Origin of the sequence: Halomonas sp. NCCP-2165, from assembly GCF_023708045.1 — a bacterium.
Taxonomy (GTDB): domain Bacteria; phylum Pseudomonadota; class Gammaproteobacteria; order Pseudomonadales; family Halomonadaceae; genus Bisbaumannia; species Bisbaumannia pacifica.
The window spans coordinates 82,375-104,534 of sequence record NZ_BRCY01000010.1; the positions used below are offsets into that span (position 1 = coordinate 82,375).

At 66.4% G+C, this 22,160-nt stretch carries 25 protein-coding genes; 21 read left to right on the forward strand and 4 right to left on the reverse strand.

The window, feature by feature from the left end; all coding sequences use genetic code 11:
* The 5 genes from NFU04_RS07310 (at position 1) to NFU04_RS07330 (ending at position 5,156) form a co-directional block, all read left to right on the forward strand.
* Complete coding sequence (locus NFU04_RS07310) at positions 1-1,098, forward strand: ABC transporter ATP-binding protein (protein WP_251308846.1); 1,098 nt, start codon at positions 1-3, stop codon at positions 1,096-1,098.
* Positions 1,095-1,964: a carbohydrate ABC transporter permease gene (locus tag NFU04_RS07315; RefSeq protein WP_251308847.1), complete on the forward strand. Its 870-nt coding sequence runs from the start codon at positions 1,095-1,097 to the stop codon at positions 1,962-1,964. Before NFU04_RS07310 ends, NFU04_RS07315 begins: the two co-directional genes overlap by 4 nt.
* Positions 1,965-1,975: 11 nt before the next feature.
* Positions 1,976-2,893, forward strand: a complete 918-nt coding sequence (locus NFU04_RS07320) for a carbohydrate ABC transporter permease (RefSeq protein ID WP_251308848.1) — start codon at positions 1,976-1,978, stop codon at positions 2,891-2,893.
* 11 nt (positions 2,894-2,904) lie between these two features.
* Positions 2,905-3,177, forward strand: coding sequence for a DUF2160 domain-containing protein (locus tag NFU04_RS07325; RefSeq protein WP_251308849.1), 273 nt, complete (start codon positions 2,905-2,907; stop codon positions 3,175-3,177).
* A 239-nt stretch (positions 3,178-3,416) separates the two neighbouring features.
* Positions 3,417-5,156: an ABC transporter substrate-binding protein gene (locus NFU04_RS07330; protein WP_251308850.1), complete on the forward strand. Its 1,740-nt coding sequence runs from the start codon at positions 3,417-3,419 to the stop codon at positions 5,154-5,156.
* A 56-nt stretch (positions 5,157-5,212) separates the two neighbouring features.
* Here NFU04_RS07330 and NFU04_RS07335 read toward each other — a convergent pair whose 3' ends face one another.
* Positions 5,213-5,680, reverse strand: coding sequence for a DUF6314 family protein (locus tag NFU04_RS07335; protein WP_251308851.1), 468 nt, complete (start codon positions 5,678-5,680; stop codon positions 5,213-5,215).
* A 24-nt stretch (positions 5,681-5,704) separates the two neighbouring features.
* On the opposite strand from NFU04_RS07335, the gene NFU04_RS07340 reads away from it, so the two are divergent.
* From NFU04_RS07340 to NFU04_RS07365, 6 genes are all read left to right on the forward strand, one after another.
* Positions 5,705-6,577: a carboxylate/amino acid/amine transporter gene (locus tag NFU04_RS07340; protein WP_251308852.1), complete on the forward strand. Its 873-nt coding sequence runs from the start codon at positions 5,705-5,707 to the stop codon at positions 6,575-6,577.
* Positions 6,578-6,650: 73 nt separating this feature from the next.
* Positions 6,651-7,532: an NAD(+) kinase gene (locus tag NFU04_RS07345; protein WP_251308853.1), complete on the forward strand. Its 882-nt coding sequence runs from the start codon at positions 6,651-6,653 to the stop codon at positions 7,530-7,532.
* A 1-nt stretch (position 7,533) separates the two neighbouring features.
* Entirely contained in the window at positions 7,534-8,523 is a 990-nt protein-coding gene (locus tag NFU04_RS07350) for a metallophosphoesterase (RefSeq protein ID WP_251308854.1), read from the forward strand.
* A 572-nt stretch (positions 8,524-9,095) separates the two neighbouring features.
* The gene (locus tag NFU04_RS07355) at positions 9,096-9,944 is read left to right on the forward strand and encodes a rhomboid family intramembrane serine protease (protein WP_251308855.1); all 849 of its coding nucleotides are present in this window, start codon (positions 9,096-9,098) and stop codon (positions 9,942-9,944) included.
* A 10-nt stretch (positions 9,945-9,954) separates the two neighbouring features.
* Entirely contained in the window at positions 9,955-10,212 is a 258-nt protein-coding gene (locus tag NFU04_RS07360) for a YeaC family protein (RefSeq protein WP_251308856.1), read from the forward strand.
* 29 nt (positions 10,213-10,241) lie between these two features.
* Positions 10,242-11,045 carry a DUF2797 domain-containing protein gene (locus tag NFU04_RS07365; protein WP_251308878.1) on the forward strand — a complete coding sequence of 268 codons (804 nt, stop codon included), beginning with the start codon at positions 10,242-10,244 and terminating at the stop codon, positions 11,043-11,045.
* Positions 11,046-11,128: 83 nt separating this feature from the next.
* Here the strand turns inward: NFU04_RS07365 and NFU04_RS07370 are convergent, their stop codons facing one another.
* The 3 genes from NFU04_RS07370 to flgA all read right to left on the reverse strand — a co-directional run bounded on the left by NFU04_RS07370 (position 11,129) and on the right by flgA (position 12,624).
* Positions 11,129-11,578: a flagella synthesis protein FlgN gene (locus tag NFU04_RS07370; protein WP_251308857.1), complete on the reverse strand. Its 450-nt coding sequence runs from the start codon at positions 11,576-11,578 to the stop codon at positions 11,129-11,131.
* The gene (gene flgM, locus NFU04_RS07375) at positions 11,578-11,838 is read right to left on the reverse strand and encodes a flagellar biosynthesis anti-sigma factor FlgM (RefSeq protein WP_146803330.1); all 261 of its coding nucleotides are present in this window, start codon (positions 11,836-11,838) and stop codon (positions 11,578-11,580) included. Before flgM ends, NFU04_RS07370 begins: the two co-directional genes overlap by 1 nt.
* A gap of 99 nt (positions 11,839-11,937) precedes the next feature.
* On the reverse strand, positions 11,938-12,624 hold the full coding sequence (flgA, locus tag NFU04_RS07380; protein ID WP_251308858.1) for a flagellar basal body P-ring formation chaperone FlgA: 687 nt from the start codon (positions 12,622-12,624) through the stop codon (positions 11,938-11,940).
* A 163-nt stretch (positions 12,625-12,787) separates the two neighbouring features.
* Here flgA and flgB point away from each other — a divergent pair, with 163 nt between their 5' ends.
* The 10 genes from flgB to flgK all read left to right on the forward strand — a co-directional run bounded on the left by flgB (position 12,788) and on the right by flgK (position 22,156).
* Entirely contained in the window at positions 12,788-13,201 is a 414-nt protein-coding gene (gene flgB / locus NFU04_RS07385; protein ID WP_251308859.1) for a flagellar basal body rod protein FlgB, read from the forward strand.
* Positions 13,202-13,228: 27 nt separating this feature from the next.
* Positions 13,229-13,636, forward strand: a complete 408-nt coding sequence (gene flgC / locus NFU04_RS07390) for a flagellar basal body rod protein FlgC (RefSeq protein ID WP_251308860.1) — start codon at positions 13,229-13,231, stop codon at positions 13,634-13,636.
* A 3-nt stretch (positions 13,637-13,639) separates the two neighbouring features.
* A complete protein-coding gene (flgD, locus tag NFU04_RS07395) occupies positions 13,640-14,326 on the forward strand; it encodes a flagellar hook assembly protein FlgD (RefSeq protein ID WP_251308861.1) in 687 nt (228 codons plus the stop codon).
* A 72-nt stretch (positions 14,327-14,398) separates the two neighbouring features.
* The gene (locus tag NFU04_RS07400; RefSeq protein WP_251308862.1) at positions 14,399-15,823 is read left to right on the forward strand and encodes a flagellar hook protein FlgE; all 1,425 of its coding nucleotides are present in this window, start codon (positions 14,399-14,401) and stop codon (positions 15,821-15,823) included.
* Positions 15,824-15,837: 14 nt separating this feature from the next.
* Positions 15,838-16,578: a flagellar basal body rod protein FlgF gene (locus NFU04_RS07405; RefSeq protein ID WP_251308863.1), complete on the forward strand. Its 741-nt coding sequence runs from the start codon at positions 15,838-15,840 to the stop codon at positions 16,576-16,578.
* Positions 16,579-16,602: 24 nt separating this feature from the next.
* Complete coding sequence (gene flgG, locus NFU04_RS07410) at positions 16,603-17,385, forward strand: flagellar basal-body rod protein FlgG (RefSeq protein WP_251308864.1); 783 nt, start codon at positions 16,603-16,605, stop codon at positions 17,383-17,385.
* Between the two features lie 28 nt (positions 17,386-17,413).
* Positions 17,414-18,082 (forward strand): flagellar basal body L-ring protein FlgH, encoded by a 669-nt coding sequence (locus NFU04_RS07415; RefSeq protein WP_244945914.1) that lies wholly within the window; start codon positions 17,414-17,416, stop codon positions 18,080-18,082.
* A 12-nt stretch (positions 18,083-18,094) separates the two neighbouring features.
* Positions 18,095-19,222 carry a flagellar basal body P-ring protein FlgI gene (locus NFU04_RS07420; protein WP_285835129.1) on the forward strand — a complete coding sequence of 376 codons (1,128 nt, stop codon included), beginning with the start codon at positions 18,095-18,097 and terminating at the stop codon, positions 19,220-19,222.
* A complete protein-coding gene (gene flgJ, locus NFU04_RS07425) occupies positions 19,222-20,217 on the forward strand; it encodes a flagellar assembly peptidoglycan hydrolase FlgJ (protein ID WP_251308865.1) in 996 nt (331 codons plus the stop codon). The genes NFU04_RS07420 and flgJ overlap by 1 nt, the downstream gene beginning before the upstream one ends.
* Positions 20,218-20,494: 277 nt before the next feature.
* Entirely contained in the window at positions 20,495-22,156 is a 1,662-nt protein-coding gene (gene flgK / locus NFU04_RS07430; protein WP_251308866.1) for a flagellar hook-associated protein FlgK, read from the forward strand.
* Positions 22,157-22,160: the final 4 nt, after the last annotated feature.

Genomic DNA, 22,160 nt, shown 5'->3' on the forward strand with positions numbered 1-22,160 from the left:
ATGGCGCAGATTACCCTCAACGCCCTGGCCCATACCTACAGTCCCGATCCCGCCGGGCCCGAGGACTACGCCATTCGCCAGATGAGCCATGTATGGCAGCAGGGCGGGGCCTATGCCCTGCTGGGGCCCTCCGGCTGCGGCAAGTCGACCCTGCTCAATATCATCTCGGGGCTGCTGGAGCCTTCGGACGGCGAGGTGATCTTCGATGATCGCATCGTCAATGCGCTGCCTCCGGAGGAGCGCAATATCGCCCAGGTTTTCCAGTTTCCGGTGATCTACGACACCATGACGGTGTTCGACAACCTGGCCTTCCCGCTGCGCAATATCAAGACGCCGGAGGCGCAGATCAAGGGCAAGGTAGAGGAGGTGGCCGATATCCTCGACCTGACCCCGCTGCTGTCGCGCAAGGCCAAGAACCTCACCGCCGACGAGAAGCAGAAGGTCTCCATGGGGCGTGGCCTGGTACGCGATGACGTCTCCGCCATCCTCTTCGACGAGCCACTGACGGTGATCGATCCCCAGCTCAAGTGGAAGCTGCGCCGCAAGCTCAAGGAGATCCATCAGCGCTTCAATATCACCATGATCTACGTCACCCATGACCAACTGGAGGCGTCCACCTTCGCCGACAAGATCGCGGTGATGTACGAGGGCCAGGTGGTGCAGTTCGGCACGCCCCGGGAGCTCTTCGAGACCCCGGCGCATACCTTCGTGGGCTATTTCATCGGCAGTCCCGGCATGAACTTCCTGGAGGTCAGCCTGACGCCCCGGGGGCTCGCCTTCGGTACCCTGCCCATCCCGGTGGCGCCGGCCCTGCTGGAGGCGGCGCGTCGCAGCGGTTCGAGCAATATCAAGCTGGGCATTCGTCCCGAATTTATCGAGGTGAGCGAGGCGCCCGGCGAGGAGACCCTGGCGGTCGAAGTGGAGGATATTCAGGACCTGGGGACCTACGCCATTCTCTCCTTCCGGCTCGGCAGTGCCGCCTTCAAGGCACGCCTCGACGAGGGCGTCACGCTGCAGGGCCCGCGGGCCCATGTGCGCTTTCCCGTGGACGCCACGCATCTCTATATCGATGAATACCGGGTGGAGGTGGCCCAATGAACAAGGTACAGAACAACAAGGCCTGGTTCCTGGTCTTGCCCATGCTGCTGCTGGTGGCCTTCTCCGCCATCATCCCCCTGATGACCGTGGTCAACTACTCGGTACAGGACGTCTTCGATCCCAATACCCGCTTCTTTACCGGGACCGAGTGGTTCGTGGCGATGCTCAATGATCCGGCGCTTCAGGGCGCCCTGCTGCGGCAATTCGCCTTCTCCTTCACCATCCTGGCGATCCAGATTCCCCTGGGCATCGGTATCGCCCTGCTGATGCCCAAGCAGGGCTGGCGGGCCTCCCTGGTGCTGATCCTGGTGACCCTGCCGCTGCTGATTCCCTGGAACGTGGTGGGCAGTATCTGGCAGATCTTCACCCGCGGCGATATCGGCCTGATGGGCTGGGGGCTGCGCGAGCTGGGCTACGGCTACAACATCACCCGTAACCCGGTGGATGCCTGGGCCACCATTATCCTGATGGATGTCTGGCACTGGACGCCGTTGATCGCGCTGCTCTGCTACAGCGGGCTGCGCTCGATTCCCGAGGCCTACTACCAGGCGGCGCGTATTGACCGCGCCTCGCGCTGGGCGGTGTTCCGCTATATCCAGCTGCCCAAGCTGACCAATGTGCTGGTGATCGGCGTGCTGCTGCGTTTCATGCACTCCTTCATGATCTATGCCGAGCCCTTCGTGCTGACCGGCGGCGGGCCGGGCAGTTCCACCACCTTCCTCAGCCAGTCCCTGGCGATCATGGCCATCGCCCAGTTCGATGTCGGACCGTCGGCGGCCTTCTCGCTGATCTACTTCCTGATCATCCTGCTGGTCTGCTGGGTGTTCTACACCGCCATCATGAACCTGCAAAAAGACAAGCACTGACGGGGGCCACCATGAATCCGAGTACCGATACGCTGACCAGCCCCGACCGCCAGGCGGAGCGTCGCGCCGACTCCGAGGCGGCCGAGACGGTGGTGCCCACCCGCGTCGAACGCCGCACCCGGGGCTCGTCGAAGGGGCGTTCCCGGCTGCTGCTGGGGCTCTATCTGCTGTTTATCCTGCTGCCGATCTATTGGCTGTTGAACATGTCGTTCCAGACCAATACCGAGATTCTCGGCACCCTGTCGTTCTGGCCGCAGGACCTGACCTTCGACAACTATGCCAATATCTTCACCGACCCCACCTGGTACATGGGCTATGTGAACTCCATCGGTTATGTACTGATGAACATGCTGATCAGCATCGTGGTGGCATTGCCCGCCGCCTATGCCTTCAGCCGCTACCGTTTCATCGGCGACAAGCACCTGTTCTTCTGGCTGCTGACCAACCTGATGGCGCCGCCGGCGGTCTTCCTGCTGCCCTATTTCCAGCTCTACTATTCGGTGGGGCTCTTCGATACCCATGTCGCCGTGGCCCTGGCCCACTGCCTGTTCAATATTCCCCTGGCGGTATGGATCCTCGAAGGCTTTATGAGCAGCGTGCCCAAGGAGGTGGACGAGACCGCCTATATCGATGGCTACAGCTTCCCCGGCTTCTTCGTGAAGATCTTTATTCCGATGATCCGCTCGGGGATCGGCGTCACCCTGTTCTTCCTGTTCATGTTCTCCTGGGTGGAGCTGCTGCTGGCGCGGACCCTGACCGCCACCAATGCCCAGCCGATCGCCTCCATCATGACCCGCACCTCCACCGCCTCGGGCATCGACTGGGGCACCCTGGCCGCGGCCGGGGTGCTGACCATCATTCCCGGCATCGTGGTGGTCTACTTCGTGCGCAACCATATCGCCAAGGGCTTCGCCCTGGGCCGTACCTGAGGAGTCATGTCATGTCCTGGATGGTCTGGACCCTACCCACGGCGGTGTTCTTTTCCACCATCGCCGCCATGCTGGCCGGCATGACGGCCTGGGAAGTGATCTCGCCCTCGGTGGAGCGCAAGGGCTTCCTGCCCATTGTCACCACCCGCGGCGACCGCCTCTTTATTGGCCTGCTGTCCGCCGCCTATATCCATCTGGCGGTGATCGGCTTCACTTCCCTGAGCATCTGGCTCGCCCTGGCCGCCTCCGTGGTCTGGCTATTGATCCTGATGCGCTGGGGCTAGGGTTTGTACGAAAAGTCGGCGAGCGATGGCCAGACAAGGCAAAAATCGGCGAAAAGACGGAGTTTACGCGGTGTAAATGAGTACTTTGAGCCGATTTTTAACGCCGTATGGCCGAGCGCAGACAGTTTTCGCACAGAGCCTAGTCGAGGAAAGCAGCACGCAAGTGTAACAATGCCCGCGGCAGGGACGCCGCTACCACCCCAAACCAGGATGGTTTCCATAAGCGAAATGAGGTCGATATGAAGAACAAGAGACTGGGCCTGGCGATCGTCGCCTCTGGGCTGCTGATCGCCTCGGGCGGGGCGCACGCCATCGATGAACAGCGCCGCGCCGTGATCGAGCGCTGGGTGGACGAGGTCTTTCAGGACTCCACCCTGACCCGCGAGCAGCAGATCGCCGAGCTGGAGTGGTTCGCCCGGGTCGCCGAGCCGTTTCGCGGCATGAGCATCAATACCGTGGCGGAGGGACTGACCACCCACGCCTACGAGCGGGATGTCCTCGCCGAGGCCTTCAGCGAGATCACCGGCATCGAGGTGACCCACAACATCATCGGCGAAGGCGATGTGGTGGATAACATGCAGACCCAGATGCAGTCGGGGCGCAATATCTACGACGCCTACGTGAACGACTCCGACGCCATCGGTACCCATATTCGCTATGGCACCACCATCAACCTCTCCGAGGCCATGGCCAACGAGTGGGCCGACTTCACCCTGCCCAGCCTGGACCTGGACGATTTCATCGGCATCCAGTACACCACGGGCCCCGATGGCAGCCTCTACCAGCTGCCGACCCAGCAGTTCGCCAACCTCTACTGGTTCCGCTACGACTGGTTCCAGCGCGAGGATCTCCAGGCCCGGTTCCGTGAGCGTTACGGCTATGAGCTGGGCGTGCCCACCAACTGGACCGCCTACGAGGATATCGCCGAGTTCTTCTCCGAACACGTGGAGGAGATCGATGGCGTGCGGGTCTATGGCCATATGGATTATGGGCGGCGAGACCCCTCCCTGGGCTGGCGCTTCCACGACTCCTGGCTCTCCATGGCGGGCATGGGCAGCCCCGGGGTGCCCTTCGGCAACCCGGTGGATGACTGGGGCATTCGCGTCGACGAGCAGAGCCGGCCGGTCGGGGCCAGCGTCAGCCGTGGTGGCGCCACCAACTCGCCGGCGTCGGTCTTCGCGGTGACCAAGATGGTCGACTGGTTGCGCGATTATGCGCCCCCCGAGGCCCAGGGCATGACCTTCGGTGAGGCCGGGCCGGTGCCGGCCCAGGGCAATATTGCCCAGCAGATATTCTGGTACACCGCCTTCACCGCGGACATGACCGACCCGAGCCTGCCGGTGACCGATGACGAGGGCAATCCCCTCTGGCGCATGGCGCCGTCACCGGTGGGGCCCTACTGGGAAGAGGGCATGAAGGTGGGGTATCAGGACGTGGGGTCCTGGACCTTCTTCGACTCGACCCCGGAGGATCGGCGCACCGCCGCCTGGCTCTTCGCCCAGTTCACCGTGTCCAAGACGGTCTCCCTGGAGAAGCTGCTCGATGGCCTGACGCCGATTCGCCGCTCCGATATCTTCTCCGACACCCTGACCGAGATGGCGCCGCGCCTGGGTGGCCTGGTGGAGTTCTATCGCAGCGCCAACGAGTCCAACTGGACCCCCACCGGCACCAACGTGCCCGACTATCCGCGCATGGCGCCCCTGTGGTGGCAGAACCTGGCCCCGGCGGTCAGCGGTGAGGTGACGCCCCAGCAGGCCCTGGATAACCTGGCCGCCGACCTGGATAACCTGATGGGACGCCTGGCCCGGGCCAACGTCTTCGAGACCTATGCGCCGCTGCTCAACGACGAGCGGGACCCCGAGTTCTGGCTCAATGAGCCCGGCGCCCCCAAGCCGCGCCTGGAAGACGAGCGGCCGCCGGGGCAGACGGTGCCCTATGATCAGATGATGGAGGAGTGGATGGCCGCCGGCAGCCGCTAGTCAGCCTCGGTTACCTGCGCCACACGGCCCCGGGCATGCCCGGGGCCGCGTCGTATTCAACGCCGGTAGCGGTAGCTCAGGGACTCGTCCTTGCGTGGCCCCTGGATGGTCCAGCTCAGGTCGAAACCCTCGTCCACCAGCTCCAGGCGGGCCCGGTAGCGATCCTCGCCGCACAGGTGTGCCTCGGCACTGACCAGGGACGCCGAGTCTGCGGCGATCAGGTCGAAGAGCCAGACCGCCCGGTCGGCGCCGCGGCGCTCATGGAAGAGGGCGATACGGGTGTCGCCGATCTCCCAGCGGTAGCAGTTGCTGAAGGGCACCGGCGTCGACCGCCCCTCGAGCAGAAAGGTGCCGCTCTCGAAAAAGCGGATCGTCTTGCCTGGTGCCTCCGTGCTCACCTCGACGCGGACGTCCCCCCTGGCGCGGCCCGCCCAGCCGCTGCGGGACGCGGGACCCGGGCGTGAGACGAAAGCGAGGCGGCGAATACTGGTCAGGCGCTCGGTGAGGCGTATAATCGCGGTCAACTTTTCTTTCCTTAGGGGTTTACCATGGGCTATCTGATCGGAGTCACCGGCCTCTGGGCCTTCTCCTTCTCGCTGATCGGCGTCTACCTGTCCGGTCAGGTGGACAGCTACTTCGCGGTGCTGGTGCGCATCGTCCTGGCGACCCTGCTGTTCCTGCCCTTCCTGAGGCCGCGTCGGCTGCCGAGAGGCCAGAAGCTGGCGCTGATGGGCATCGGCGCCATCCAGCTGGGGCTGATGTATATCTTCTTCTACCAGTCCTTCCTGCTCTTGTCGGTGCCGGAGGTGCTGCTCTTCACCATCTTCACGCCGCTCTACGTGACCCTGCTCGACGATGCCCTGGCCCGGCGCTTCTCGCCATTCTACCTGGTCACCGCGGCCATCGCCGTCCTGGGGGCGGCGGTGATCCGCTATGACGACGTGGATAGCGGCTTCTGGCTGGGGTTCCTGGTGGTGCAGGGGGCCAACCTGTGCTTCGCCTTCGGCCAGGTGGCCTACCGCCATCTGGCGCCGCGGCTGCCCGATGACCTGCCCCGGCATGGCGCCTTCGGTTGGTTCTATCTGGGGGCCCTGGCGCTGGTGGTGCTCGCCTTCTTGCTGTTCGGCAATATCGAGCGACTGCCCACCACCTCCCTGCACTGGGGCGTGCTGGCCTGGCTGGGGCTGGTGGCCTCGGGGCTCGGCTACTTCCTGTGGAACCAGGGGGCGACGCGGGTGGATGCCGGCGCCCTGGCGATCATGAACAATGCCCTGATCCCGGCGGGACTGCTGGTCAACCTGCTGATCTGGAACCGCGAGGCGGACCTGTCGCGGCTGGCCCTGGGGGGCGCCATCATCGTGGCCTCCCTGCTGGTCAACGAATGGTGGGTGCGTCGCCGGAGCCTCGCGGCGCGGGCCTGAATCACCAAGCCAAGTTTGCTCGGGGTCTGCCGGAACCGCATAATGAGCGGCCTCGAAGGGAGACGCCGAGCCTATGACAGCCTTCAAGACCATCGGCCTGATCGGCCGCCTGGGCAGCGCCAAGGTCGTGGAGACCCTCAAGCGCCTGATCCGCTTTCTCCATGAGGGCGGCTACCATGTGATCCTCGAGGATCGCACCGCCACCGTGCTGCTCGATCACGGCCAGCAGGAGGCCAGCCGCAGCCTGCTGGGCGAGATCTGCGACCTGGTGATCGTGGTGGGGGGCGACGGCAGCCTGCTCGGCGCGGCCCGGGCCTTCTGCCGCAGCGGCACGCCGGTGCTGGGGGTCAATCGCGGGCGCCTGGGCTTTCTCACCGATATCTCCCCCGACGACCTGGAGGAGAAGGTCGGCCAGGTGCTGGGCGGGGACTACGCGATCGAGGAGCGCTTCCTGCTCGACGCCGAGGTCTATCGCAACGACACCCTGGTGGGCGGCGCCGATGCCCTCAATGACGTGGTGGTGCATCCCGGCAAGGCGGTGCGCATGATCGAGTTCGAGCTGTTTATCGACGACCAGTTCGTCTACAGCCAGCGCAGCGATGGCTTGATCATCGCCACCCCCACCGGCTCCACCGCCTATGCCCTCTCCGGGGGCGGGCCCATCGTCCACCCGCGTATCGACGCCATCACCCTGGTGCCGATGTTTCCGCATACGCTCTCCAGTCGGCCCATCGTCATCGATGCCGCCTCGGAAATTCGCATCCATATCGGCGAGACCAACGAGGCCTACCCCCATGTCAGCTGCGACGGCCAGACCCGGGTGGTCTCCAAGCCCGACGACGTCCTCTACGTGCGCCGCAAGCCCCAGCGGCTGAAGCTGGTGCATCCGCCGGGCCATAATTTCTACGAGGTATGCCGCAGCAAGCTCGGCTGGGGCAGCCGTCTGGGGAGCTGAGATGAATCGCGTCGAAGGCTATGACCTGATCGGTGACGTGCACGGCTGTGGCGCCACCCTGGGGGCCCTGCTCGAGAAGCTGGGCTACCACCAGCGTGGCGGCGTCTACCGCCATCCCCGGCGCAGGGTGATCTTCCTCGGCGACCTGATCGACCGGGGGCCGCGTATTCGCCTGGCGGTGCGCATCGCCCGACGCATGGTGGAGGAGGGCGAGGCGCTGATCGTGATGGGCAATCACGAATACAACGCCCTGGCCTACTGTCACCCCGGCGCCGAGGGGCAGGGCTGGCTGCGGCCCCATAGCCCCCGCCATAACCGCATCATCAAGGAGACCCTGGAGCAGTACCACGATCACCCGGCGGAGTGGGACGATACCCTGGCCTGGTTTATGCAGATCCCGCTGGTGCTGGAGCTCGAGGGGCTGCGGGTGGTGCATGCCTGCTGGGATCATGCCCTGGTGGCGGCGCTCCGGGCGCGGCTGCCCGAGGCGCGCATGGACGATGCCTTCCTGCGCGAGTCGGTGCACCCCGGCAGCGAGGCCTTTCGCATCCTCGATCGCCTGACCCGAGGCAGTCACCTGCGCCTGCCGGAAAACGTGCGCATCCACTCCGGGGACGGCTTTACCCGCCAGAGCTTCCGCACCCACTTCTGGGCCCGCCACCCACGCACCTACGGAGACGTGGTCTTCCAGCCCGACAACCTGCCCGGTGACCTGGAGTGGCGGCCCCTGAGTCACAGCGAGCGGGCCAGCCTCAGCTATTACGGGCCCGAGGAGCCGCCGCTGTTTATCGGCCATTACTGGTGCGAGGGCATCCCGGCCCTGCCGGCCCCGAATATCGCCTGCCTCGACTACAGCGCGGTCAAGTTCGGTCGCCTGGTGGCCTACCGCTGGAGCGGCGAGGCACGGCTCAATGCCGACCGCTTCGTCTGGGTGGAGGTGCCCCGGGACGAGCAGGCCCGGCCGCGGCCCTGGGAGATCGATTGCGATTGATACAAAGGGTTACAAAATTCCCGGGAACGGCACCGAACCAAGTCACCATCCGGCCATCTCAGTAGGTGTTCCCTTGAATGATCCCTTGCTCTTGTCCGGCGGCCCCCTCCGCCGGACTTTTTCTTTTGCGTGGCAGTAATGTGCCTTAGCAAAGCAGGCCGCTGCGGCCCGCTGATCCCGTTTCCGGTCGAGGCTACTCCATTAGTTTCTTAGGCCCGGCTATGGCATCACCGTTTGAATTGCTTAGGGGCGCTGGGGACAGGCCGGAGCAAAGCGTCTTTTTCAGGGGTGAGGAGCACTGCTCCGAACGGGTAGGCCATGGATGGCCTACCCCGGCCCTGCAAGCGGAGCAGGATGGCGTAGCGCCGCAGGAAAAAGTCGAGCGTCCATGGACGGATTCACAGCGTCTTTGCGAGGGGCCGGCCTCCCGGGTGCCTGCCCCCAGGGTAGCCCCGGGCCCCAGCATAGGAAGACGCCGGCCGGGATGGCCTGGTGGCCGCGGCGGCCTGCTTACCGACGCTGGCAACGCCGATGGTAAACTAGCCGGGAACCCTTCGAGGACCGCATGCCCCATGTACAAGGCGTTGACCCTGCCCCGCGATGTGGATACCCGCCCGCTGCGTCAGGCCCTCTGGGCCCACCGCATCGGCCACCGCTTCACCGAGGACGAGGAGGGCTACACCCTGTGGCTGGCCGATCCCGACCAGTATCAACAGCTGCTGCAACTCATCGAGCGCTGGCGGCGCGGCGAGCCGCTGATGCCCCAGGGGCGGGCTCCGCGCGCCGCGGCCCAGGCCCCCGCCTGGTTGGTGCCTTTCCGCCTGGCACCGGTCACCGCCAGCCTGCTGGCCGCCTGCCTGGCGGTCTTCGGACTCATGGCCCTGTTCGGCGATCTGGTCATCGCCTGGCTTGCCATCGTGCCCCTGGCGGTGGCCCGGGGCAGCCTGGTGGTGGGCGACATGAGCGATGTCCTCCTCGGCCAGCCCTGGCGGCTGTTTACCCCGGCGCTGCTGCACTTCGGCTGGATGCACCTGATCTTCAATATGCTCTGGCTCTGGTACTTCGGCCGCCAGATCGAGGCGCTGCGGGGCCGGGGGCGCATGCTGCTGATCGTGCTGTTGAGCGGGGTGGGCGGCAACCTGGCCCAGTACGCCACCGGCACGGTGCTCTTCGGCGGCATGTCCGGGGTCGACTTCGCTCTGCTCGGCTATGTGTGGCTGATGTCGCGGCGCGCCCCCGGCAGCGGCTTCTTCGTGCCCCAGATGCTGGTGGTCTTTATGCTCGGCTGGATGGTCTTCACCATGACCGACATGGCCGCGGCGGTGGGCTTCGGCAACGTGGCCAACGAGGCCCATCTGGGCGGGCTGGTCGTGGGCCTGATCCTGGGCTGGTATGATTCGGCCCGGGCCCGCCAATCCTGAGGAAGTGACCATGAGCGAGATGACCTTCGAAAAGATGATTCGCCAGATGACCCCGGCGATCTATGCCAGCCTCAAGCAGGCGGTGGAACTGCGCAAGTGGCCCGATGGGCGCCGCCTCAGCGAGGCGCAGCTGGAGCTCTGCCTGGAGGCGGTGCTCAAGTACGAGGTGGAGCACGCGGTGCCGGAAGCGTCGCGGGTCGGTTACCTGGAGCGCGCCGGTTGCGCCTCCCAGCAGGATGGCGAGGACGAGATCAAGTGGGTGAACTGACCACGCTGGCCAGCGGCTGCCTGAGCAAGATGGCCATCGAACCGGGGGCGGGGGGCGAGCCGGCCCGCTATGCGCTGCGCGCCGGCGACTGGCGCATCGACCTCAATGAGCGCCTCGGTCGGCCGCTGCGGCTGACCTGGAGCGGCGCCATCGCCTGCACCCACTGTGGCCGGGCCACCAGGAAGAGCTTCGCCCAGGGCTACTGCTATCCCTGCTTCAAGAAGCTCGCCCAGTGCGACACCTGCATCGTCAAGCCGGAGACCTGTCACTTCTTCGCCGGCACCTGCCGCGAGCCGGCCTGGGCCGAGCGCCACTGCTTCCAGCCCCATGTGGTCTATCTGGCCAACTCCTCCGGACTCAAGGTGGGCATCACCCGGGGGACCCAGGTGCCGACCCGCTGGCTCGACCAGGGCGCCATCCAGGCCTTGCCGATCCTCGAGGTGGCGACCCGCCAACAGTCCGGTTTCGTGGAGATGCTGTTCAAGGAGGAGGTGGCCGATCGCACCAACTGGCGGGCCATGCTCAAGGGGGAGGTCGAGCCCCTGGACCTGGTCGCCGAGCGGGAGCGGTTGCTGGCGCGGCTGGATAGCGGCCTGGCGGCGCTGCGCGAGCGCTTCGGCGACGAGGCGATCCGCGTGCTGGAGGCCGCCCCGGTCGCGCTCGACTACCCGGTGCTGGAATTCCCGCGCAAGATCGTCTCCCACAACTTCGACAAGAAGCCGGTGGTGGAGGGCACCCTGATGGGGCTCAAGGGGCAGTACCTGATCCTCGACAGCGGGGTGATCAACCTGCGCAAGTTTACCGGCTACGAGGTCACCCTCGAGGCGGCCTGAGCCACTCGAAAAAAACCGAAAAACCCCCGACGCCCGGCCCCTCGACTCGAGGGACCGGGCGTCATGGTATCCGGCACGGGAGATCAGGCCTGAGAGCTGACCCGGCTGGCACGTTTGCGGGCCTGGCCGTCGGGGCCATAGAGGGGCTTGCCGGCGGCGTCGCGCAGGAAGTCGAGCATCTGCTGATTCTGGCGCATGCGCTCGAGGATCAGCTCGCCATTGGTGGCATTGAGCTCGCGAACCCGCTCGGCCAGGGCCATCAGCGCCTGCCAGGCGTCCGGGCAGCCGGCATCGAGGGCGGCCTGGCGGGCGCCCTCGCGCCCCTCCGGGTAGCCCAGCCTGGCCTGGGCCTGGCGGCGCTGCGTCTCCAGGGTGTCGAGCTCCCCGAACAGGCGCTGCTTGGTCTCGGCCAGGCCAGCCAGCTCGTCGCCATCCACCTGGGCCCGGGCGAGGGCGGCGGTCTCCTGGCGCAGGGCGTCGAGCAGGGCATCGAGGCGTCGTTGCTGGCGGGAAAGGTGCGCGGCGAGGCTCATCAGAGCTCCTTGAGGCTCTCGATCAGGCCGTCGGCGATGCGCTCGGCGCGAATCTCCAGGCGCCCCTCGCTGATCGCCTGGCGAATCTCGTTGACCCGTACGTTATCGATATCCTGACGGCTGTCCTGGGCCTGCTGGCTGAGGTGCGCCACCGCCGCCGGCGTGGGCTGGCCGCTCGCGCTCTTGGGGGCCGCCTTCTCCTGACGCTGGGATTCCAGCTGGGTGGGCCGCTGGGGGGGATGGGAGTTGTCGATCTTCACGCCTAATGCCTCTCGCCGGGGTGCCTGCTTCTATTATCGGCGCACGCGCCGCTGACTTTAACCCCGCCCTCAAGAAAATTCCCGCCTCGGGCGACGCCACTAAAAGATAACGGCCAGGCGAGCGTCGCCGATCACCTCGGCCTCGATGATCTCGCGGTTGGCCAGGCGTACCCGCACCCGCTCGCCGCGGCCCCCGGCCTCCAGGGCCTCGCCCTCGCGGGTGACGCGAAAGCCCTGGCCCCGCGCCTCGACCACCACCCGCTGGCGACGTTCCACCAGGGGCTCGGTGCGCAGCATCGCCTCCAGCAGGTGGCTGCCTTCTCTCAGGGGGCGAGTCAACTGCTGGCCCAGGGCCGCCTCGATCTCGCGCACTGCCCGGCGTGGCAGGCGCCCCAGGTCGCCGCGCGCCAGGCGCAGGTCGTCGCGCTCGAGGGTGTCGCCGGCGGCCAGGTCCCGCGCCGCCACCGGGTACTCGCCGAAGACGCTGAGCTCGGCCTGCAGGTAGCGTACCCGGCGGCCTTCTTCGCCGCAGCGTACGCCCACCGAGACCCGCCCCGGGGCAAGCTCCCGCTGACCGGGGAGGAAGGGCTCCGGCGCCTGGCAGGCGGGGAACCGGCCCGCCGGCGGATGCACCTCGATCATCACCTCGTCGCCGAGTGCCCGGCTCTGCTCGTACAGGAAGGCATGGACCGCCTCGAGCAGGGGGGCATCGTCGCCGCGGGCCACCGCCGGCAGGGCCAGGAGCAGCGCCAGGGGCAAGAGCAGCACGCGCGTCAGCAGAGACATAGGGCGTCGCCAGGAAGGAGTGTGGACTACGATTCTATGCTGCCTGGCGGGGCCATAGCAGATGAATTGACCGTGAATTCCGCGGCTGTTTATCCCTTTGCCCTGACAATGGCCTGGCTATCCTTCACCCTCGTCTTTTTCTATCGGCTACGGGGACGTGCCCATGATCGATCGGCTGTCTGAGTCGCTGCGCCTCCATCAGGAGGCCCTGAACCTGCGCAGTCAGCGCCATGAGGTGCTGGCCAGCAATATCGCCAACGCCGATACCCCCAACTACAAGGCGCGGGATATCGACTTCGCCGGCGAGCTCTCCCGGGTGATGAGCCAGGGGCGGGCCAGCGGCGGCCTCGCACTGGCCACCACCTCGGCGCGGCATCTGCCGAGCCAGGGCATGGCCAGCGGCGGCTTCCATGACCTCCTCTACCGGGTGCCGGACCAGCCCAGCCTGGACGGCAACACCGTGGACATGGACCGCGAGCGTACCCAGTTTGCCGATAACGCGGTGCGGTATCAGGCCGCCCTGACCCTGATCAACAGCCGTATCCAGGGCCTCAAGAACGCCATGCAGCCCGAGTGATCGTCCCTCGGCTAAAGGAGCAGCCAGATGTCGATGTTTTCCGTCTTCGATATTTCCGGGTCGGCGATGAGCGCCCAGGCCCAGCGCATGAACGTGACCGCCAGCAACCTGGCCAACGCCGATAGCGTCGCCGGGCCCGATGGCGAGGCCTATCGCGCCAAGCAGGTGATGTTCGAGACCCAGGCGCAGGGCCGCCACGGAGTCGGCGGGGTGCGTGTCTCCCAGGTGGTGGAAGACCCCAGCCCCATGCGCATGGAGTATCGCCCCGAGCATCCCCTGGCCGATGATCAGGGCTATGTGACCCTGCCCAACGTCGAGCCGGCCCACGAGATGGTCAATATGATCTCCGCCTCGCGCTCCTATCAGGCCAATGTCGAGGTCATGAGTACCAGCAAGCAGCTGATGCTCAAGACCCTGACCCTGGGCGAGGGCTAAGCCATGACCTCGCCGATCGGCAATAACGTCCTCAACAGCGTCAATGGCGGCGGCAACGCCGGCCTGGGGCCGCGCCAGTCCCAGGAGCTCCGCGAGAGTTTCATGACCCTGTTGATCACCCAGCTGCAGAATCAGGATCCGCTCAATCCCATGGAGAACGCGGAGATGACCTCGCAGCTGGCGCAGATCAATACCGTCAGCGGTATCGAGCAGCTCAACGAGACCCTCGACGGCATCACCTCCCAGATCGATGCGGGGCAGCAGCTGCAGGCCAGTGCCCTGATCGGCAAGGGGGTGATGGTGCCGGGGAACCGGGTGCTGCTGCAGACCGATGACGAGGGCAATGCCCATACCACCCCCTTCGGCGTGGAACTGGCGGCGCCTGCGGATAATGTCACGGCGACCATCGTCGATGACAGCGGCCAGGTGATCAATCGCTACGAGCTGGGGGCGGTGGACGCCGGCGTCCACTCCTTCAGCTGGGATGGTGAGACCAGCGACGGCGAGATCGCCGCGCCGGGCGCCTATCGGGTGCGTATCGAGGCCACCCAGGGCGAGGATTCCGTGAGCGTCGACGCCCTGCACTACGCCGTGGTGGGCGGGGTGACGCCGAGCGACAACGGCGTGCGGCTCGACCTGGGCGGCGTCTATGGCCAGGTGGGCCTGGATGACATCAAGCAGATCCTGTAGCGCCAGAACCTCATAACGACGTCCGGCCAGGGCGCGACACCCGCATTATTCATCGACGCAGAGGAAGTTGAGATGGGCTTTTCCCAGGCATTGAGTGGTTTGAACTCCGCCGCCGCCAAGCTGGACGTGGTGGGCAACAATATCGCCAACTCCCAGACCGTGGGCTTCAAGAGCTCCGGCGCCCAGTTCGCCGACGTCTACGCCGGCTCCGTGGGGCTGGGCACCCGGGTCAGCGCGGTGCTGCAGAACTTCAAGGATGGCAATATCGAGAGCACCAACCGCAACCTGGACCTGGCCATCGCCGGCCAGGGCTTCTACCGCTTCCAGCAGGGCGGTGGCGAGGTGCTCTACTCCCGCAACGGCCAGCTCTCCCTGAATGCCGACGGCGACCTGATCAATGCCCAGGGCGCCAAGCTGATGGGCTATGGCCTGGAAGATGCCAACGACCCCTTCTCGGCGGTCGCCGCCGGGGGCGAGCCGGTGGTCCTGAACGTGCCCTCCGACGATATGCCGGCCAATGCCACCGATAATCTGAATATCAAGCTCAATCTGGATGCCGGCGAGGCGGTCATTCCTGCCTGGGTGGATGGCAATGGGGATGCGTATTCATTCAATGCCGCTGGTCGACTCGAAGATGAGAGTGGAACCGTCGTGACCTTTGTGGATGGTGGTACGACCTATGAAATCGGTCGTGATGCCAATGGCGACCCGGTAGCGATCGATCAGGGAACCGGAACCGAATCTCCGGCAACGGCCTTGGCGGCTCCCTATGATTCGGTTGCCTCCACGTTCGATCCGAGTGATTCGACGACCTATAGCTACTCCACCTCGGCCAGCGTCTTCGATTCCCAGGGCAATGCCCGCAACCTGACCCTCTTCTATACCAAGACCGCCGGCAACGAATGGCGCGTCGATGCGCGCCTTAGCGGTGGACCGGCCGGCGCCCCTGAGATCCTCGCTGAAGAAGTTACCAGCTTGGGTTTCAATACCAACGGTGCTCTGGTGAGCGGTGGTCAGGTGAATATGAACCTCAATCTGGGTGCCGAGTTCGATGCCCTGGATATCGCCTTTAACCAGACCGGCTCTACCCAGTTCGCCAATACCTCCACGGTGAATGACCTCGATCAGGATGGTTATACCTCCGGCACCCTGGTGGGCATCGCCATCCAGGAGGATGGCACCGTGATGCGCAACTACTCCAACGAGCAGTCGGTGGCCGCCGGGCAGATCGTGCTGGCCAACTTCCGCAACCCCGAGGGCCTGAGTGCCGAGGGGGATAACGGCTGGACCGCCACCCAGGCCTCCGGCCAGGAGCTGCTCGGCACGCCGGGGGCCGGGGTGCTGGGCGCCATCCAGTCCGGGGCCATCGAGACCTCCAACGTGGACATGGCCCGGGAGCTGGTGGAGATGATCGTCACCCAGCGCGCCTACCAGGCCAACTCCCAGACCATCAAGACCCAGGATGAGGTCCTGCAGACCGCCATCAACCTGCGCTGATGGGAGCCTGAGCCATGGATCGTATCCTCTATACCGCCATGAGCGGCGCCAAGCAGAGCATGGACCAGCAGGCGGTGGTCAGCCACAACCTGGCCAATGCCGGCACCAGCGGCTTCCGCGCCCAGCTGCACGCCATGCGCGCGGTGCCGGTGCAGGGCGATGGCCTGCTGCCGACCCGAGTGTCGGTGGCCGCCACCACCCCGGGGGCCGACTTCTCGCCGGGGCCCATGAGCACCACCGGGCGTGACCTGGACGTGGCCATCGAGGGCGATGGCTGGCTGGCGGTGCAGGCCCCGGACGGCAGCGAGGCCTATACCCGCCGCGGCGATATCCAGGTGGACGGCGACGGCGTGCTGCGCATCGCCGGCCACCCGGTGATCGGCGATGGCGGCCCCATGGTGGTGCCCCTCGGTGCCCGGCTCTCGATGGGCGCCGACGGCACCGTCAGCGCCATCGGCGAGGGCCAGCAGGCGGATGCCCTGGTGGACGTGGGGCGCATCAAGCTGGTCGACCCCGGCGAGGCGGCCCTGGTGCGCGGCGACGACGGCCTCTTTCGCGCCCCCGCCGGGGCACTGCCCCAGGACGAGGCCGTGCGCCTGGCCAGCGGCACCCTGGAAGGCAGCAACGTCAGCGCCATCGAGTCGATGGTCTCGATGATCGACGTGGCGCGGCGCTACGAGATGCAGATGAAGGTGATCTCCAGCGCCGACGAGAATGCCCAGCGTGCTAACAGCCTGCTCTCCCTGCAGGGCTAACCGGATACTAAGGACGACACAACGATGATTTCTTCACTGTGGACCGCCAAGACCGGCCTGGAGTCGCAGCAGGTCCAGATGGACGTGATCTCCAACAACCTGGCCAACGTCGGCACCAACGGCTTCAAGCGTTCCCGGGCGGTGTTCGAGGACCTGCTCTACCAGAACCTGCGTCAGCCCGGCGCCAACAACGATATCCAGAACCGCCTGCCCTCCGGCATGCAGGTGGGCACCGGGGTGCGCCCGGTGGCCACCGAGCGCCTGCACTCCCAGGGTGGGCTCGAGGCCACCGGCAACTCCCGGGACCTGGCCATCGAGGGTAACGGCTTCTTCCAGGTGCTGATGCCGGACGGCACCACCGGCTATACCCGGGACGGCAGCTTCCAGCTCGACCAGAACGGCCAGATGGTCACCGCCAACGGCTACCCCGTGGAGCCGGCGATCATCATTCCCCAGAACGCCCTGTCGATCTCCATCGGCGAGGACGGCATCGTCAGCGTGCGGGTGCCCGGCGACTCCCAGAGCCAGGAGGTGGGGCAGCTCTCGCTCTCCACCTTCGTCAATCCCACCGGCCTGGAGAGCATCGGCGGCAACCTCTACCGGGAGACCACCGCCTCCGGCCCGCGCAACGAGAGCCTGCCGGGCATGAACGGCACCGGCACCCTGATGCAGGGCTATGTGGAGACCTCCAACGTCAACGTGGTGGAGGAGATGGTCAGCATGATCCAGACCCAGCGGGCCTACGAGATCAACAGCAAGGCGGTGCAGACCAGCGACGAGATGCTGGCCCGCCTGGCCCAGCTCTAAAGGATGCCTTGACGCCATGGGAGCCACGATGCGACACCTCGGCCCGGTCCTGCTCGCCCTGACGCTGCTGGCACTGGCCGGCTGTGCCCAGATCCCCCACGCCTCGGTGGTGGGGGAGCAGGAGCAGATCAGCATTCCCGACCGCCCGGCGCCGGTGGCCAACGGTTCCATCTATCAGGAGCGTCGCGGTTATCAGCCGCTGTTCGAGGATCGTCGCCCGCGCATGGTGGGGGATATCCTCACCATCGTGCTGGACGAAGAGGTCAGCGCCAGCAAGAACGCCCGCACCAATGCCGACCGCAACGGCTCGGCGAGCCTCGAGCTCGATACCCTGCCCGACGCCCTGGAGACCCTCGCCGAGTACGGCTTCGACCTCTCCGGGGCCAGCGACTTCGATGGCGGCGGTGGCTCCCAGGCCAACAACTCCTTTACCGGCACCATCACGGTGTCGGTGCTGGAGGTGATGAACAACGGCAACCTGCGGGTGCGCGGCGAGAAGCAGATCGCCATCAACCAGGGCACCGAATTCATCCGCTTCTCCGGGGTGGTCAACCCGCGCACCATCACCGCCCAGAACAGCGTGCCCTCCACCCAGGTGGCCGATGCCCGCATCGAGTACGTGGGCGATGGCTATATCAACGAGGCCCAGCACATGGGCTGGCTGCAGCGCTTCTTCCTGAATATTTCACCCTTCTGACGGGCCGCCCCTATGATGACCCCGACCCGACCGCTACCTCGACTCGCCACCCGCCTGCTGATTCTGGGGCTGTTGTGGCTGCTGGCCCTGCCGGCCCAGGCCGAACGCATCCGCGAGCTGGCCAACTTCGCCGGGGTACGCGACAACGTCCTGGTGGGCTATGGCCTGGTGGTGGGCCTGGACGGTACCGGCGACCAGACCATGCAGGCGCCCTTCACCGGCCAGAGCCTGACCAATATGCTCTCCCAGCTCGGCGTCACCGTGCCGGCGGGGACCAATATGCAGCTGCGCAACGTGGCGGCGGTAATGGTCACCGCCGACCTGCCGCCCTTTTCGCGGCCCGGGCAGCGCCTCGACGTGGTGGTCTCCTCGGTGGGCAACGCCCGCAGCCTGCGCGGCGGCACCCTGCTGATGACCCCCCTCAAGGGCGCCGACGGCGATACCTACGCCATCGCCCAGGGCAATCTGCTGGTGGGCGGCGCCGGCGCCGAGGCGGGGGGGAGCTCGGTGCAGGTCAATCATCAGGCCAGCGGGCGGATCGCCGGTGGCGCCATGGTGGAGCGCGAGGTGCCCCTCAACCTGGGCGCCAACGGCGGCCTGCTGGAGCTGGAGCTCAAGGAAGCCGACTTCGGCACCGCCCAGCGGGTGGTCGCGGCCATCAATCGCGAATTCGGTCGGGTGGTGGCCTCGGCCCGGGACGGTCGGGTGATCGCCCTGGATGGTCCCCTCGACGATAATGCCCGGGTCGGCTTCATGGCTCGGATCGAGAGCCTGGACGTGACCCCCACCGAGGCCCCGGCGCGGGTGGTGGTCAACTCGCGCACCGGCTCGGTGGTGCTCAATGGCGCCGTGCGCCTGCATCGCGCCGCCGTGGCCCACGGCAACCTCTCCATCACCATCGATACCCAGTTCCAGGTCAGCCAGCCGGCGCCCTTCGGCGAGGGCACCACGGTGGTGGTGCCGGACAGCGAGATCCGCGTGCAGGAACAGGACGCCTACCTGCGGGTGGTGGAGGGCGCCGACCTCACCGAGGTGGTCAATGCCCTCAACGCCCTGGGTGCCACGCCCCAGGACCTGATGTCGATCCTCGAGGCCCTGAAGGCCGCCGGTTCCCTGCGCGCCGAACTGGAGATCCTGTGATGAGCGCCAACGACCTCTCCGGCCAGTTCGCCCTGGATGTGCAGGGCATCCAGCGCCTGCGCCACACCGCCCGCCAGGACGAGCGGGCCGGCCTCGAGGGGGCCGCCCAGCAGTTCGAGGCGCTGTTCCTGCAGCGCATGCTCAAGAGCATGCGCGCCGCCATCCCCGACAGCGATCTGATGAACAGTCAGCAGACCCGCTTCTATACCGAGCTGCATGACCAGCAACTCGCCCAGCACCTGAGCGCCCGGGGCGGCGGCATGGGCCTGGCCGAGGCGCTGGTGCGTCAGCTGGAGGGCCACCTGGGATCGGTAGCGCCGAACGAGCGGGAAAGCGAGCTGATCGCCGGCATTCCGCGGGGCACGCCGCGCCCCCTGATGTCGATGGGCGAGCAGGCCCCCGCCGACTTTATGCAGGCCCTGGCGGCCCGCCCGGCGGGCGGCGCTGAGCCGGTGCCCAGCGAGCCCCCGGTGGAGGCCCCCGCCGGGCGGGCCGCTGGTGGCGAGCGGGCCGAGCATGTGCAGGCCTTCGTCGAGCGCCTGGCCGAGCCGGCCCGGCGCGCCAGCGAGGCCAGCGGGGTGCCCGCCGAGTTGATCCTGGCCCAGGCGGCCCTGGAGACCGGCTGGGGACGGCGCGGCATTCCCACCCGGGACGGCGGCGAGAGCCATAACCTCTTCGGCATCAAGGCCGGTCGGCACTGGCGGGGCGAGACCACCGAGATCGTCACCCACGAGTATCTCGATGGCCAGCGCACCCGCATCAGCGACCGCTTCCGGGTCTATGACTCCTACGCCGAGGCCTTTACCGACTATGCGCGGCTGATCGGCGACAACCCCCGCTACGCCGGGGTCACGGCGGCGGGCAATGCCCGCCAGGCCGCCCACGCCCTGCAGGCCGGCGGCTATGCCACCGACCCCCAGTATGCCGACAAGCTGATCAGCATCATGGACAGCCTGGGGCCGCTGCCGGAGGGGCCGCGGCTGGCCAGCCGCTAAGCCGGCCCGGACCTAGCCAGGCCGGACCTACAGTTTGGTTCTTCGCACTCTGGCGCGAACCCTATTGTGGGAGCGCGGATTCCGCGCGATATCGCCCGCAGGGCGATCCTGGCGAGCCCCGAGGCGCCTGGCGGCGCCAATTGTTCGGCATAGCCAAACTCCCACAATAGCAAGCCGAGGCTCTGCCATGTCGTGGATTCACGCTGATCTGCGATAAGCCTAAAGTAAGTCGCGGCACGGCCGATAAGAAAACCAACATCTTCAAGGGAAGCGAAGGATGAGCCTGTTCTCCATCGGCGTCAGCGGCCTCAATGCCGCCCAGAACGCCCTGGCCACCACCGGCAACAACATCACCAATGTCTACACCCCGGGCTACAACCGGGAGCTGACCATCCTCAGCGAGGGGCGCGGCGGCAACGGCGGCGTCCAGGTGCAGGACATCCAGCGCCAGTTCAACCAGTACGTGGCGGGGCAGCTCAATGCCGCCACCAGCAAGTCGTCGGCACTCAATACCTACCAGAGCCAGATCAGCCAGATCGACAGCCTGCTGGCCGATCGCGACGCCGGCCTGGCGCCGCTGATGCAGAACTTCTTCTCGTCGCTGGAGGACCTGGCCGGGGCCCCCTCCGACCCGGCGGCCCGCCAGGGGGTGATCGGCAGTGCCAATACCCTGAGCGCCCAGTTCCGCTCCTTCGACGGCTACCTGGCGGACATGCAGGACGGCGTCAATGGGCTGATCCGCGACGAGATCACCCAGATCAACAACGCCACCGAGGAGCTGGCCTACCTCAATCGCGAGATCGCCCTGGCCCGGGCACGCAGCGGCGAGGCGCCCAATAGCCTGCTCAATCAGCGCGACCACCTGGTCCACGAGATGAGCGAACGCCTCGACCTGCGCCTCACTATCCAGGACGGCAAGAGCTATAACGTCAGCCTGCCCAATGGCCAGCCGCTGGTGGCGGGGACCCAGGCCTTCAAGCTGGAGGCGGTCAGCGACGCCAGCGACCCCGAGCGCACCATCATCGGCTATCGCGATCCGGCGGGTAACCTGACCAAGCTCGAGGAAGACGTCATCCAGGGCGGTACCCTGGGCGGCATCATGACCTTCCGCACCGAGAGCCTGGACCGGGTGCAGAATCAGCTCGGCCAGATGGCCGTCTCCCTGGCCGAGGCCTTCAATGTCCAGCACCGCCAGGGGATCGACCTCAACGGCGATGCCGGCGGCGATATGTTCGGTCTCGGCCAGCCCCAGGCCTTTAACCACGAGAGCAATGGCGGCACCGCCTCCCTGGATGTGGCCTTCGGCACCTACAAGGATCCGGTGGGTGGGCCCGGCGACCTGACCCACCTGGCCGCCACCGGTTATGACGTGGTCTACGACGGCGGCAATTATGTGGTGACCCGCCAGGATACCGGGGAGACCCTGGATCCCGCCGATGTCAATTACGACGGTGCCGCGACGCCGCCCACCCTTGCCTTCGGCGGGCTGGAGATCACCATCCAGAACGGTCCCCCCGGTGCCGGCGATCGCTTCAATGTGCAGCCCCTCAAGGGCGCCGCCGGCGGCATGGACAACCTGATCGGCGATACCTCGAAGATCGCCGCCGGGACAGAGGACCTCAGCGGCGACAACCGCAATGCCCTGGCGATGCAGGAACTGCAGGACAAGCAACTGGTGGGCGGCGGCGCGACCTTTAGCCAGGCCTATGGCGCCCTGGTCAGCGACGTGGGCAACCGCACCAATATCGTCAAGGTCAATGCCGAGGCCCAGCAGGGGCTGACAGATCAGCTCAGCGCGGTGCAGCAGTCCGAGTCCGGGGTCAACCTGGACGAGGAGGCCGCCAACCTGATGCGCTATCAGCAGTACTACATGGCCAACGCCAAGGTGATCGAGACCGGCACCACCATCATCGATACCCTGCTCAACCTGCGTAGCTAAGGCG